Source organism: Ruegeria sp. AD91A (genome assembly GCF_003443535.1).
In the GTDB taxonomy this organism is placed as follows: Bacteria; Pseudomonadota; Alphaproteobacteria; order Rhodobacterales; family Rhodobacteraceae; genus Ruegeria.
The window spans coordinates 352,003-366,131 of sequence record NZ_CP031947.1 but is presented as its reverse complement, the minus strand read 5'-3'; the positions used below and the strand labels follow the sequence as shown (position 1 = coordinate 366,131).

General features: G+C 56.4%; 11 protein-coding genes. 7 read left to right on the top strand and 4 right to left on the bottom strand.

From position 1 onward, the window contains the following. The first annotated feature begins 6 nt into the window (after window positions 1-6). From D1823_RS20105 to D1823_RS20095, 3 genes are read left to right on the top strand one after another with little or no spacing between them, the layout of a single operon-like run. Window positions 7-294: a sarcosine oxidase subunit delta gene (locus D1823_RS20105; protein ID WP_117873407.1), complete on the top strand. Its 288-nt coding sequence runs from the start codon at window positions 7-9 to the stop codon at window positions 292-294. Continuing rightward, window positions 291-3,245, top strand: a complete 2,955-nt coding sequence (locus D1823_RS20100; protein ID WP_117873405.1) for a sarcosine oxidase subunit alpha family protein — start codon at window positions 291-293, stop codon at window positions 3,243-3,245. The genes D1823_RS20105 and D1823_RS20100 overlap by 4 nt, the downstream gene beginning before the upstream one ends. Then, window positions 3,238-3,801 (top strand): sarcosine oxidase subunit gamma, encoded by a 564-nt coding sequence (locus tag D1823_RS20095; RefSeq protein ID WP_162896894.1) that lies wholly within the window; start codon window positions 3,238-3,240, stop codon window positions 3,799-3,801. Before D1823_RS20100 ends, D1823_RS20095 begins: the two co-directional genes overlap by 8 nt. On the opposite strand, the gene D1823_RS20090 is transcribed toward D1823_RS20095, so the two are convergent. From D1823_RS20090 to D1823_RS20070, 4 genes are all read right to left on the bottom strand, one after another. Continuing rightward, window positions 3,760-4,791: a GlxA family transcriptional regulator gene (locus D1823_RS20090; protein ID WP_117873401.1), complete on the bottom strand. Its 1,032-nt coding sequence runs from the start codon at window positions 4,789-4,791 to the stop codon at window positions 3,760-3,762. The genes D1823_RS20095 and D1823_RS20090 overlap by 42 nt on opposite strands. A gap of 45 nt (window positions 4,792-4,836) precedes the next feature. Continuing rightward, the gene (locus D1823_RS20085) at window positions 4,837-5,076 is read right to left on the bottom strand and encodes a hypothetical protein (protein ID WP_117873399.1); all 240 of its coding nucleotides are present in this window, start codon (window positions 5,074-5,076) and stop codon (window positions 4,837-4,839) included. A 210-nt stretch (window positions 5,077-5,286) separates the two neighbouring features. Continuing rightward, window positions 5,287-6,444, bottom strand: a complete 1,158-nt coding sequence (locus D1823_RS20075) for an aromatic ring-hydroxylating dioxygenase subunit alpha (RefSeq protein WP_117873397.1) — start codon at window positions 6,442-6,444, stop codon at window positions 5,287-5,289. 102 nt (window positions 6,445-6,546) lie between these two features. Further along, on the bottom strand, window positions 6,547-7,452 hold the full coding sequence (locus D1823_RS20070; RefSeq protein WP_117873395.1) for a LysR substrate-binding domain-containing protein: 906 nt from the start codon (window positions 7,450-7,452) through the stop codon (window positions 6,547-6,549). Between the two features lie 140 nt (window positions 7,453-7,592). Here D1823_RS20070 and D1823_RS20065 point away from each other — a divergent pair, with 140 nt between their 5' ends. The 4 genes from D1823_RS20065 (at window position 7,593) to D1823_RS20050 (ending at window position 14,126) form a co-directional block, all read left to right on the top strand. Beyond that, entirely contained in the window at window positions 7,593-8,537 is a 945-nt protein-coding gene (locus D1823_RS20065; RefSeq protein WP_117873393.1) for a PDR/VanB family oxidoreductase, read from the top strand. Between the two features lie 424 nt (window positions 8,538-8,961). Continuing rightward, window positions 8,962-10,788: a BCCT family transporter gene (locus D1823_RS20060; protein WP_117873391.1), complete on the top strand. Its 1,827-nt coding sequence runs from the start codon at window positions 8,962-8,964 to the stop codon at window positions 10,786-10,788. A 414-nt stretch (window positions 10,789-11,202) separates the two neighbouring features. Next, window positions 11,203-13,242 carry a 4Fe-4S binding protein gene (locus tag D1823_RS20055; protein ID WP_254683881.1) on the top strand — a complete coding sequence of 680 codons (2,040 nt, stop codon included), beginning with the start codon at window positions 11,203-11,205 and terminating at the stop codon, window positions 13,240-13,242. Further along, window positions 13,239-14,126 (top strand): FAD:protein FMN transferase, encoded by an 888-nt coding sequence (locus D1823_RS20050; RefSeq protein ID WP_117873387.1) that lies wholly within the window; start codon window positions 13,239-13,241, stop codon window positions 14,124-14,126. The genes D1823_RS20055 and D1823_RS20050 overlap by 4 nt, the downstream gene beginning before the upstream one ends. Window positions 14,127-14,129: the final 3 nt, after the last annotated feature.

The window sequence follows — 14,129 nt, the reverse complement described above, 5'->3', positions numbered from 1 at the left end:
CCGGACATGATCATAAATCATCCATTGCTTGGCCCGCGAGACGCATCCGAATTCACCTATCTGGGTGACGCGAGCCTGATCAATCGGCCCGACTGGCAATCAGACTCGGCTGCCGCAGAGTTTCACGACTATCTCTACCTGCGCGACAACCCCGCAGGAACCCATCGTGAGTTGTGGTTTCACGAGCAGGGCGACCGCTCGTGGCTTGTTGTGACACGCAACACGCTGACCCATGAAATTCTGGCAACAGAACTGGCGCGGGATGTAGCCCGCAAGACGGGGCGGGGAAAATGACCCAGAACAATCGTTTGCAGGGCGGTCTGATCGACCGGTCCAAAAAGCTGCGCTTTACCTTCGATGGCAGATCCTACGAAGGTTATCAGGGCGACACGCTGGCCTCGGCTCTGCTGGCCAATGACGTACGGTTGGTTGGCCGCTCGTTCAAATACCACCGCCCACGCGGTGTGCTGGCCTCGGGCTCGGAAGAACCCAACGCGCTGGTTGAGCTGCGCACAGGCAACCGACAGGAACCGAACACACGCGCGACCACAATTGAATTGTTCGACGGGCTCGAGGCGACATCGCAGAACCGCTGGCCCTCGCTCGCCTTCGACGCGCTGTCAATCAATGACCGGTTCTCACCGTTTTTGACGGCGGGTTTCTATTACAAGACCTTCATGTGGCCCAAGGCGTTCTGGGAAAAGCTCTATGAGCCGATGATCCGCAAGGCGGCCGGTCTGGGCAACCTGACGAAAGAAGCTGACCCGGACATCTATGACAAAGGCTATTTGCATTGCGACGTACTGGTTATCGGAGCCGGTCCTTCTGGCCTGATCGCAGCCTTGACGGCGGCGCGGTCTGGCGCGCGGGTCATTCTGGCCGACGAGGACAGCCGGATGGGTGGGCGTCTGTTGTCTGACTGTGACCGGTTCGAGGGCATTTCGAATGCGGATTGGGTCGCGCAGACACTGGGAGAGCTGGCGTCGATGGACAATGTGCGCCTTCTGACGCGCACCACTGTGTTCGGCACCTATGATCACGGCATTTATGGCGCGCTTGAGCGGGTCTCGGATCACCTTGCAGTGCCCGAAGCGGGGAAACCACGCCAGATTCTGTGGCGCATTTACGCGAAGCACTCGGTGCTTTGTGCCGGCTCTACCGAACGTCCGATTGCTTTCGAAAACAACGACCGACCGGGCATAATGCTGGCGGGCGCGATGCGGGCCTATGCAAACCGCTGGGCTGTGACACCGGGCAAGCGCGTGGCGATCTTCACCAACAACGATGAAGGACACCGCGCCGCGCAGGATCTGATCAAAGCCGGGATCAAGGTTGTCGCTGTTATCGACCCGCGCCGCGATGCTCCGCGCATCGCCGAATGTGAATTGCTGGCGGGTGCGCAAGTCATCGGCGCGCAGGGGCGTCTGGGGCTGAAATCGATCACCGTGCAGATGGCCGATGGTCAGACCCGCCCGATTGAAGTCAGCGGTCTGGGCGTTTCGGGTGGATGGAACCCGAATGTGCAACTGACATGCCACCAACGCGGTCGCCCGCAATGGTTCGAACCGCTTGCAGCCTTCATCCCGCCGGCCGAGTTGCCGAAGGGTATGGTTGTCGCCGGTGCCGCCGCTGGCAACCTGACCAGCCACGGGGCGATCGCCTCGGGCACCAATGCGGCACTTGCGGCGCTGGACGGATTGGGGATCACGGCCTGCCCGGTCGACCTGCCGGAAGCTGAGGATGATGCGATCCGTATCACCCCGTTCTGGAACGTGCCCGGCAAAGGCCGCGCCTGGCTGGATTTCCAGAATGACGTGACCGTAAAGGACGTCAAACTGGCCGAACAGGAAGGGTTTCGCAGTGTCGAGCATCTGAAACGCTATACAACTCTTGGCATGGCGACCGATCAGGGCAAAACCGCGAATGTCGGCGCGCTGGCCGTGATGGCCGAGATCACTGGCAAGAGCATTCCCGAAACCGGCACAACCATCTTCCGGCCACCTTACACGCCTGTGGCGATGGGCGCCTGGGTCGGGCGCTCGGTCGGGAAAGAGTTCAAACCTACGCGACTGACGCCCAGCCACCAATGGGCTGAAGAACAGGGCGCGGTATTCGTCGAGGTGGGCCCCTGGATGCGCGCGCAATGGTTCCCCAAGGCTGGTGAGACGCATTGGCGCGAATCCGTGGATCGCGAGGTTCTGGCCGTACGCAGCGGTGTCGGCGTCTGCGACGTGACCACGCTGGGCAAAATCGACGTACAGGGCGCGGATGCCGCGGAATTCCTCAACAAGATCTATTGCAACGGCTTCGCCAAACTGCCGGTGGGCAAAACCCGCTATGGCCTGATGCTGCGCGAAGACGGCATAGCCATGGATGACGGCACCGCCGCCCGCCTGGCCGAGGATCACTTTGTGGTCACTACGACAACCGCCAACGCTGTGGCCGTCTATCGCCACATGGAATTCGTGCATCAATGTCTGTTCCCGGACTTGGATGTGCAGATGATCTCGACCACCGACGCTTGGGCGCAATTTGCCATAGCGGGCCCGAAATCACGCGAGTTGGTGCACAAGGTTGTCGATGATGGTATTGACGTCAGCAACGAAGGCTTCTCGTTCATGGCGTGTCGAGAGGTGACCATTGCCGGGGGTATCCCGGCGCGGTTGTTCCGCATCTCGTTCTCGGGCGAACTGGCCTATGAACTGGCTGTGCCAACCCGGTACGGTGACGCGCTGATACGACATTTGATGGCGCTTGGAGAACCCTTGGGCGTAACCCCGTATGGCACCGAAGCGCTTGGCGTTCTGCGGATTGAAAAGGGGCACGCCACCGGAAACGAACTGAACGGAACCACCAGCGCCCACAATCTAGGCATGGGGCGCATGGTCTCAACCAAGAAGGACAGTATCGGTGCGACCCTCAGCGGGCGAGAGGCTCTTTCAGACCCGGATGGTCTGGCTTTGGTCGGCATCCAGCCGGTCAGAAACGCCGATACCGTGCTGGCAGGCGGCCATGTGTTTGACGACGGTGCGCCACACCTGCCGGAAAATGATTTGGGCTATGTCACTTCGGCTGCCTATTCGCCGCACCTGTCCAGCAGCATCGGCCTGGCCTTTGTAAAACGCGGGGCGCAGCGATTGGGCGACACCGTGCAGATTGTCAGCCCGGTGGATGACACCAACATCAAAGCGACGCTTGTCAGCGCGCATTTCGTTGACCCCGAAGGAGAACGGCTCCGTGCGTGATTTTGTTGCCAAGACCGCCATTGGCGGCACCGAACCAAAACGGGACGTGGTCGGACCTCTGACCTTTCAGGAACGAGAGGATGTGGCACTGGCATCCGTTTCGGCAAGACTGGGACAAGAAGAGGCTGTGAAGGCCAGGCTTCAAACCGTTTGTGGAGTCCCGGCGCCTGACGCGGGGCAATGGGAACAGGGCGAAACCAGCAGTCTGCACTGGTTGGGCCCGGATCAGTACCTGTGCGAAGAAACATACACAGGCCCATTGGAGCTGGCCCGGAGGATGGCGGTCGAGTTCGCTGGCATAGCGTCCGTGACCGATCAGTCGGACGTGTTTACACGCATCGATATGACCGGGCAGGGTGCCATCGACCTACTGCAACGCTTGACGGTTCTGGATGTCGAGCAGATGCAGGCCGGAGCCTTCAACCGCACTGCAATCCATCATGTGGGATGCCTGTTGCGCTGTAATGAGGCAGGAACGGATTTCTCGATCTACGCGCCACGCAGCTACGCGATTTCAGTTCACCAAATGCTGACCGAGGTGGTCAAAGCCCTTTGACGGACGTTGACCGAAGGACAAGGCCGCGTGTCTTGCACCGCGGCTTCTTTCCTTGCGCTCTTGTGTTGGAGGCAGGCCGAATTCCCGCCGGTAATTGCTTGAGAATGAACTGGCGCTGTCATACCCGACCGACAGCGCGATTTCCTGCAGGGACTGGTCGGTATAAAGCAGCTTCTGCCGCGCCGCATCCAGCCGCAATCTGCGATAATACCCACCGGGGCTGATTCCGGTTTCTTTTTTGAAATGCCGTTCCAATTGCCGCATGGACATACCAACGAGTTTCGAGACCTGCTCGATTGAGATCTTGTTTTCGATATTGTTTGCAAACAACTCGATGGCCCGCCGAACCGGGCGTGGCAGGCCATTCCGGGTTTGATCTTTGCTATACCCCGGCAGAACCTGCAAAGTACCTGCATCACGCAAAGTCGCGTATTGAAACCAGCAGGCCGTTTCGACGGCAACCGCATCGGATACCTCATCCGAAATTACGCCCAGCATAAATTCAAACACCGCCGAAGTTCCGGCAAACGACATTCGGTTGCGATCTATGGTATAGAGCGTGTCACACAGGGTCACTCTGTCAAATTGTTCTTTCAAAGCAGCGGTATAGCAGAAATGCGCGCTACAGCTGTAACCATCGAAGAACCTCTCTTCCGCCAGCGCAAAAAGTGAACCGCTGACGGAACCGATCCGCACGCCATGGGACAAAAGCCGTCGCAGCGCTCCCCCTGACGCCTTGCGATCCCTGAACCGGGTTGACGCCCCGGCAAAGACCAATACCACATCTGTCTCATCCACCTCGGACAATGCCTTGTCGGGATTGAAGCTGAGGCGTGAGCTGGACATGACCGGTTGCCCATCTTCTGATACGACGGTCCAGCCAAGACCATCCCTGCGGCTGATCTCATTGGCCACGCGTAACGGGTCGATGGCCATGGACAGGGCAGCAACCGGGAAGTCTTCAAGGCATAGAAATGTGAAATGAGTCATGCTTTGTCTCTTTGCCACCGCAATAACCCAGTTATACCGGTTTCATCAGAACGCCAAACGATGGGCGCGACCGCGTTCGTATAGTTTGCGGTTCAGTTCATCCGCTTCGGGGGATCCGTATTCCAGTGCAAATACGAACGCATGTGTCAGATAGAAACAGGCCGCGTCATGATCCCGACGTTGTTCGGCCTGGCTGGCCGCTTCGTGGTACAGTCGGATCAGCGCCGGCAGATCGCTATCCGCATGGGCCTGCAGCAGTTGGTCATCGAGTTCTTGAAGATCCAAGGTCAGCCTTTCAGCGATATCGCGATGTTTTTGGTGCGCATGTATTTATACAACGCTTTCAGTCCTTTCTCGCGCCTGAAACCGGATTTTCCAACGCCACCAAACAGGGTCGAGAGTTCGCCAGCAAACACTTGCTGTTAGAGATCTGACCCGCCCTCGGCATGTGCGCCACCACGTGGGATCGGGCCAGACTGTACTGTAGAAAGTCGCCTATGCCTCTTCGCGGGCCTGTTCGATCTGCGTTGCCACCCAGTGGTGAAAACAATGCGTTGGACCATCCATCGCAGGCGAGAAGCGGCCGCCGTCGAATTTGACACCATGACGGCCTTTCTGCATGCCCTCAACCACGAACACATCCTCTTCGAAAACGGTTTTCCAAAGCTGCGCGTTCTTTGCGCGCAACGCTTCGTGCTCGGGTGCGTCTTCCGGTTTTTTGGTGTAGTACAGCTCTATCCTCTCATTCGACCTCTCATGGGTGATCGGATCGATGATGAAGGCAAAGCCATGGTCGCGCTGAACACCCAGCAGGGTATTTGGGTACACGACGATGTATTCCGCACCTTCGTGCCACTGTTCGCTCAGGTTCTGGAAGTCATCCAGTTTCTCGCCGTTCTGACCTTCGAACTGACGATAAACATAAGTGCCCTGACCCGAATACTTGCCCAGTTCATTGATGTTATAGTGGTCTTCCAGGCGCGAATAGCTGTTAAGACCCGGGTGAACCCAAGGCAAGTGATAGCTTTCGCAGAAGTTCTCGACCGCCAGTTTCCAGTTCGACTCCAGCTCCAGCCGGACAGACGCGCCGGCACCGCCATGATACATCGGCTGATCGAAATCTTTCCAGCGTTCCATCAACTCGCCATGGACCTCTTCGAATTCCGGGGCGTTGCCATCCACATTGACGAAGATAACGTCACGCCAGACATAAGAACGAATGCGGATCAGGCCCAGTTCGGCGAAGTCCAGATCTTCATGCGTGTTCCGTCCGGGGCCGCCGACATGCGGCGCAGTGCGCAACTCGCCATTCAGGCCATAGCACCAGCTGTGATAGGGGCAACGGATCGCGCCACGGATTTTCTGCGGCTTGTCGACCAAAATCATTCCGCGATGACGACAGGTGTTCTGGAAAACACCGATCTGTCCGTCACGGTCGCGCACCATCAGAAGCGGCGTGCCAAGAAAGTCGATCGGATAGGCATCACCCGCTTCGGGAATGTCCTTGCCGAAACCTATGCCCGACCAGTTCGCAAACAGGACCGCATCCCGTTCCTCGGCGAAGACAGCGGGATCGACATAATGCTCGTTCGGCAGACCCTTGGCGGTGTTTACCGGGGTCAGAACAGACGAAAGCCTTGAATGCTTGTTCATCGGTTGCTCCTGAGTAATTCGGAATGCGTTAAACGTTACCCCATTGGCCGGTCGAGCCAGCTTCATTCAATATCAAAAAACCTAATGACCGATTGAGGAAAACTAAACCGAACTCCCGGACAATTCATCCAGCAACCAGTTTTTCAAGGCCAGGGCACCTTCTGTCAGTTGGTCGTCCGGGCGACCGACGAGATAAAAATTGTTCGGGGCGGGTATGCTGAATTCTTCCAACGCAACAAGTTTTCCCGAGGTCAACATGGGTTGGATCAAGCGTTTCCACCCCAATGCAAGTCCAGCCCCTTTGCGGGCCAACTGCAACGCCAACGCATAGCTGTTCACGCGCGACTGCACCGGTACAACTCCGGTGTATCCAACGTCGTGAAACCAAGATGGCCAGGTGGTCCAGGTGTTGTCCTGCGTTTCAAGGTGGATCAGGCGACGCTCGACCAGATCTTCCAGGCTTGCCCCCTTCAGTTCCAAGGCCATCTCGGGGCTACAGACTGGCGTCAAAGTATCACGGTACAGTTTGGTATGGTTCAGCTGCGAGTTCACGTCACGGCCGTAGCGGATGAAAAAGTCGATATCCGGTCTGTCCGAGAATGGCTTGTCTTGCGCCATCTGGTTCACTTTGACGTACGGATAGTCCTGCCAGAACCGGATGACCGAAGGAGAAAGCCACAATGCCGCCACAGCGGTAGTGGACCCGACCGTCACCGGATTCTCTGAATCACCGCTTCGTATCTTTTCAAGCACCTTCGATATCTGCCGGAACGACGAACCGAGAACTTCGAACAGGTCCTGACCATCCTCGGTCAGTTCCACGCCCCGGTGCTTTCTGACAAACAACGCTGAACCCAATTCGCCTTCCAGCGCTTTTATCTGGTGGCTGACAGCACCCGGCGTAACGGACAGTTCACCTGCAGCTTCTTTGAAGCTGAGATGCCGGGCAGCGGCCTCAAAGGCCGACAATGTCGTGAGCGGAGGAAGATTGTAGTGGCGTCGTGACATGGCTGCTGCGTTACTCAAGGGATAGAGGTGAGTTCCATTCATCCGAATGTGAGAAAATTTGCAATTGAAATCTATGTTTTTTCCTGCTGTTTGCCGTCTGGTACAGGATCGAATTCGATCAAGAACGAACAGGACGTGTGATGGATACACAAGTTGCTCGCCTCGTGCGCAAAACACAGCTGAGCCCGGACACGTCCGATTTTTGCTTTGAGGTCGAAAACGGCCGCTTCACGGGCCTTCAACCCGGGGCACATGTCGATGTTCATCTGGCCGATGATCTGGTGCGGCAGTATTCACTATGGAGCTGGAGCCAAGACGGTCGCTTGATCAATGTCGCCGTCAAACGTGACGACGCAGGGCGTGGCGGCTCGGTGGCGATGCACGCGTTGCAAGATGGGTCGATGGTCGAAATCGGCGGGCCGCGAAATCACTTCAAACTCGAAAGCCATGATCGGCACGTCACGTTGATTGCAGGCGGCATTGGGGCGACGCCGCTGGTGGCAATGGCGCGGGAATTGATGAACCGAGGGCAGGATTTTCGGGTCTATTACCTGGTACGGTCAAGGGAATATGCCGCGATGGATGCGCAGTTCCGAACGCTTGGATTGGATGAATGGTATCATTTGCACTGCGATGACACCGACGGTCAGTTTGATTTGGCATCGGTCATGCAATCGATGCCGATGGGTGCGGATGTGTATACCTGCGGACCTGAACCGATGCTGAATGCTGTTCTTGAAGCAAGTGCATCCTTGCGCGGCGGTGCAATCCATTTTGAAAGATTTGCAGCCGCATCTGATATCGAGCACGACACAAACGCCGAATTCCAGGTCGAAATTCAGTCAACCGGCGCGATCTACCCGGTCGGCAAAGAGGAGACCATTCTCGAAGTATTGCAAAACAACGGCGTGCAGGTCGATTTCGGCTGTTCCGAAGGGTTGTGCGGGTCCTGCATCGTTGACGTGGTGTCAGGAAAGGTCGACCACCGCGACGGAATACTCACACCGCAAGAACAGGAAAGCCACGAGTTCCTGTGCACCTGTGTATCGCGGGCCAAGTCCGAGAAACTGGTCCTGAAGCTATAGACAGTATGATAACCACCGCAATTCATAGCATCGCACTGTTCTCGCTAACATAGAAAACGAGTGAGTTTTATAGTCGTTTCACGTAATCGAAGTGTCGGATTTTCAAATTAGAACACTTAACCCATGCTATAGGTGTTTCGCAGTTGGAAGCCCAATAACCACTTACGACGCTGCGATCATGTTTAAAGACATGCTGACTTATCACTAGGACCAGGGATGTCGGCTGGCAGCGAATAATCGGGAGGAGATCTGCAGTAAGGAACGTAATGGGAGCACGCGTTTTTACTGCAAGCCCACACCTGGGCTGAACACAACTCATCATCAGTTTGTGCATCGTGCATGATGGTCCACACCGTGCAGCGCGGTGTCTTCCAGCACTATTTTCTAAAGAACAAAAAACGACACTCAAGGAGGAACGCGCGATATGTCGATACCTGAACCTTTCACGGACGTTGAAATAGAAACGGCTAATTCCGGATTCTATGAAAACTACAGCGTCCCAATTGCCCTGATCAGTAAGGCCATCATGGTCGGGCTGGTCCTTTGGGCCCTGGTTTTCCCTGCGAATGCAAACAGCACACTGGGAAGCCTGAACAGCCAGTTGCTTGAAGTCTTCAACAGCTTCTACATCATCATTGTCGGGTTTTTCTTCCTTTTCCTTGCCGTTGTTGCGATTATTCCTTCCACGGGTCGTCGGGTCATGGGAACGCCAGGGGAAAAGCCTGAGTTCTCCAACTTCTCATGGTTTTCTATGATGTTCGGTGCCGGTCTGGGTGTCGGTCTCATGGTCTTTGCGACAGCAGAACCGCTGGGTCTTTGGGGCTCGAATCCGGTTGTCGTTTCTGGTGATGTCGAAGGTAACACGCCCGAAGCACTGCAATCGGCCTACCGTTTCACTTTCCTGCATTATGGCTTCCACGCCTGGGCAATCTACGTGGTGACTGGTCTGTCGCTGGCCTACTACGCTTATACACGCGACATGCCGCTGACGATCCGCTCGGCGTTGACTCCGCTGTTTGGTCGCTTCGTCAACGGCTTTTTCGGCCATGTGGTCGACGTTTTGGGCGTTGTTGCAACGATCCTCGGCGTGTCCGTAACCATCGGTTTTGGCGTCAGCCAGTTCATCGACGGCCTCTATGCCATCACTGGTATCCAGTGGATCATGGATCTGGGCGGAGAGGTGCCGACCCCCAGCAAGGTTGGTCTGATCTCAGGTTTGGTGGTCATCATGTGCCTGTCGATCATTTCGGCTGTTTCCGGTGTCGGCCGTGGTGTTAAGTACCTGTCGAACCTGAACTTGGTGCTGTCGATCATCTTGCTGGGCACTTTCGTGGTCTTCGGTTCGTTTGTCTTTGCCTTGACCACCTACGGAACTGCGATGGTCGATTATATACTGCAGTTCCTGTCGCTCAGCTTTAATGCCTATGGCCCGCTGTCGGCCGAAGCATTCGCATCGGCCCTGCCGGCTGAAGCGCAAGCACACGCCGCAGACCTGATGGGGGGCGCAACCAACGCATGGGGCAGTTTTGACGGCTTCAAAAGCGGTCTGGAAGGTGCGGCAGCCGAGTTGGACGAAGCAACCTTGGCCGCGGCATATGCTGCGGGTGAGCAAGGACGTCAGTTTGGCTGGCAGGCAGGCTGGACCACCTTCTACTGGGCATGGTGGATCGCATTCTCGCCCTTCGTGGGTCTGTTTCTGGCGCGCATCTCCAAGGGTCGCAGCGTTCGCGAGTTCATCCTGGGCTGCGTGTTCGCACCTGCGCTGGTGTGCTTTGCCTGGATGACCGTTCTGGGCGGCACTGCGATCGATCTGGAACTAGCAGGCGCGGCGGAAGGAGCGATCATCGGTGCATCGAACACCAACAAGCTGTTCGTAACCCTGTCCTACATGATCGATGGTGGGCTGCTGTCCATGCTGAACGTCATGTGCGTGATCCTGATCATGACCTTCCTGGTGACGTCGGCGGACTCGGGCATTCTGGTCATGAACACCATCATGTCGGGTGGTAGCCAGGAAACCGGTGTCAAGCACCGCATCATCTGGGGTGTGATCCTGACGGCAGTGATCGGCGCGCTGATCCTGGCGGCGGGTGAAAACAACCCGATGGACGCGCTGCGCAATGCCATGATCATCGGTGCGCTTCCGTTCACAATGGTGATGGGCCTGATGTGCGTATCGCTGGCCAAAGCGCTGTTCCGCGACAGTCAGCGTGACAAGCACTCTGCCAGCAGCACGCAGGCAGCCGAGTAAGCATAGGCTTAAGAAAAACCGGGTCAGGCCGTCCTAACCGGGCGGCCTGTTCTTTTTTGGCAGAGCGTAGCCTTTTAAGTGAAAAACCCAATATCACCCCTAGGTCGAAGATGTGCTGGACTGAGCTGTGAACCAAGTTCAGCTCTTCATCGGACAGCTGCATATCCGGAGCTTTTGTTAGCTCTTGGTGCCCTGGTGACTTTTTTGCCGACCGGGGCCGGAAACACCTGCTGAAGTCGGGTTCCTTGTGCTCGCAACTTTGGCAGGGCTGCGGTAACCAATCGCTTTAACGGCCAGCATTGAACGCAGGGCTGCCCGAGGGTGGCCGCGCAGGCACTTAGGACTTTCGTCGAATGTCCCATTGCAGGACGGAAAGTTAGTCTTTAGACCATGCGCGTGCTCCTGGGAAGTCTGATGCTGCTGTTCAGCAGCCTGGCGGTTTTGGCCGAACCATTGTCGCGTGAAGATATAGAGCCCTACATCCGTGCGCCGTTCTCCTTGGGAGAGGCGTTGAACGAAAACGGCGTCTACAGCCTGCTGAACTCCGGCGGGGCCGAAGCGGGATATGTCTTTGAATCGGAACCTTTAGTACCGCTACCCGGTTTTTCCGGCGCGCCGATCAATATTCTGATCGTGCTGGATCTTGAAGGGCGTTTTCTGGACGTGCAGTTGATCGAACATAACGAGCCGATATTTGTCTCAGGGCTGGGAGAGGCCCCGTTCCATAAATTTTTCGAACAATATGGGGGCCTTTCGATATCGGATTCGATCGTTGTCGGAAACCCGTACGGCGATGCAGCACGCGGATCCTCATTGGTTTATTTGGACGGGGTTACAAAGGCGACAGCAAGTGTGCGGATCGCGCATGAAACCGTCATGGGCGCGGCTTTGGCCGTCGCGCGCGAGAAAATGCAGGGATTGGCAAGCGCACCGCCTGCATTTCCGAATCCAGATTATGAAGAGGAACTCAACTGGCAGGATCTGGTCGGTCAAGGCATCGCTACACGCAAGGTTTACACCAATGCGGAAGTTGACGTTCTGTTCGATGGCACCCTGTGGGAAGATGACGATCCCGAGGCGCAGGACAACCCCGACGACCCTTATCTGGACCTCTGGGTTGTAGATGTGGGTCCGAAGTCCATCGCTCGCGCTGTCTTGTCCCAAGACAGCTATGAAGAGTTACAGCGCTTCATGGAAATTTCGGACAATGACGAACCGATCCTTGTGATCGAAACAGCACGCCATGGTTTGGTCAGCGAAGATTTCGTCCGCAATACATCACCCGACTGGATTTCGGCAGAACAGGGCGGTTTGCCTGTCGCTCTACGGGACGCCGATCTGTTGGTCGAGTTGGCCGACGACATACCCGATGGTGTCGCCATGATCTTGCGCACTGACCGGCGCTTGGGCTTCGACCCTTCCCGGGAATGGGTGCTAAAGGTTCTTTCGGTTCGCGAACATGGCATGTTCCAGCCTGAAACTGGTTCTGTCACTTTGGAGGTTGCACACGTCACTCCTGAGAGGTTTTTTGATCGACCAGAGCAGATTGCACCGGCACCGCCCTGGCTTGAAGCGCTGCGAAATCGCCAATCCGATCTGATCATTCTGAGCCTGTTTCTGACTGTTCTGTTGGCCGGTTTGGCACTGCGAATGAATGCTTTGGCCGCCCAGCCACTGTTTACTCCCATACGTCTTGCTGTTCTGGCCTTTGTCACGGTCTTCGTTGGTTGGTGGGGCCAGGGGCAATTGTCGATCGTCACGGTTTTAGGAGCTTTGCGCACTACCCTGGACGGCGGTAGTTTTACCTTCCTGCTCTATGATCCGTTCTCGTTGCTGATCTGGATGGTGACACTTGCAGGTCTGATCGTATGGGGCAGGGGATTGTTTTGCGGGTGGCTCTGCCCTTTCGGCGCTCTTCAGGAATTCGCGCATCATCTCGGCAAAGCTCTGCGCATACGTCAAATCGAACCGACGCCAAAATGGGACAACCGTTTGAAGTGGCTAAAATACGCGGTTCTTATGGCGTTGCTGGTGGTTGTGCTTGCTGCGCCTGATCAGGTCGACAAAGCGGCAGAGGTTGAGCCATTCAAAACGGCAATCACGACATTCTTTGTCCGGGAATGGTATTATGTCGCCTACGCCGTCTTCTGGCTGGTATTGAGTATGGTTTTGTTCAAGGGCTTTTGCCGATATGTCTGCCCTTTGGGCGCGTTCCTTGCGCTAGGCGGATTGCTTCGCGGCCGCGACTGGATCGAGCGCCGTGCCGAATGCGGGTCACCCTGTCAGCTGTGCAAGGTCAAATGTAAATATGGCGCGATCAAGCAAACCGGTCAAATCCAGTATGATGAGTGTTTTCAGTGTCTCGACTGCGTCGCCATACACGATGACCGCAACCGCTGTGTTCCTCTGATCGTCGCGGCTCGTCGTCGCACAAGAGAGGTCGCTGCCGAATGATCAATCGCCGCCGCTTTCTGGCCATTTCTGCTGCTGCATTGGCATCTCCATCTCATGCGCTGCCTACCCGTTGGCGGGGCTACGCCATGGGGGCCGATATCGGTCTGACACTGGATGCCGACCCTGTGGAGGCAAAACACGCCATTGCCAGTCTGCGATCCATTTTGGAAAAATGCGAAACGTTGTTCAGCCTGTACCGCCCGGACTCCGCCCTATCTGAACTCAACCGAACAGGGCATCTCAAAAGCCCCGATCCCGCTTTCGTGTCTCTCTTGCAAGCGTGCAATGCGGCTTACGACCTCACGAATGGTCGCTTTGATCCGACGGTTCAGCCACTTTGGCAAGCGACTTCAGTGAAAGAAGTTCAAAACGCTCGAGCGCTGATTGGATGGGATCGCGTACGTCTATCCAAGAACCGAGTGCAGCTGGGTCAAGGTCAAGCGCTTACCCTGAATGGAATCGCTCAAGGTTTCGCCACCGATCTGGTCGTACACGCCTTGCGCAAGGCCGGGTGGGAAAAGGTCCTGGTCAATATCGGAGAGTATTTTGCAAGTGGTCGTCAGTGGCTGCTGGGCGTCTCGGATCCAGTGCACGGGCTTGTCGAAGTAACGCATTTGAAAGACCGCGCCATCGCTACGTCCAGTCCCGGCGTCATGCTCCTGCGGTCTGGAGGCGCTCACATCATCGACCCGATGGGCGAATACGCACCGCTTTGGTCAACGGTCAGTATCCAGGCGCCGGATGCTGCGGCAGCAGATGCGCTTTCAACAGCATTCTGTTACGCCTCAGAGTCTGAAATTGCAGCGACCCTCGCGCGAGCAGCCGGCGATTACATCGCGATCTGTGTTCGCCCCAGTGGAAAAGTGGTCACGCTGCAAGGATAAAAA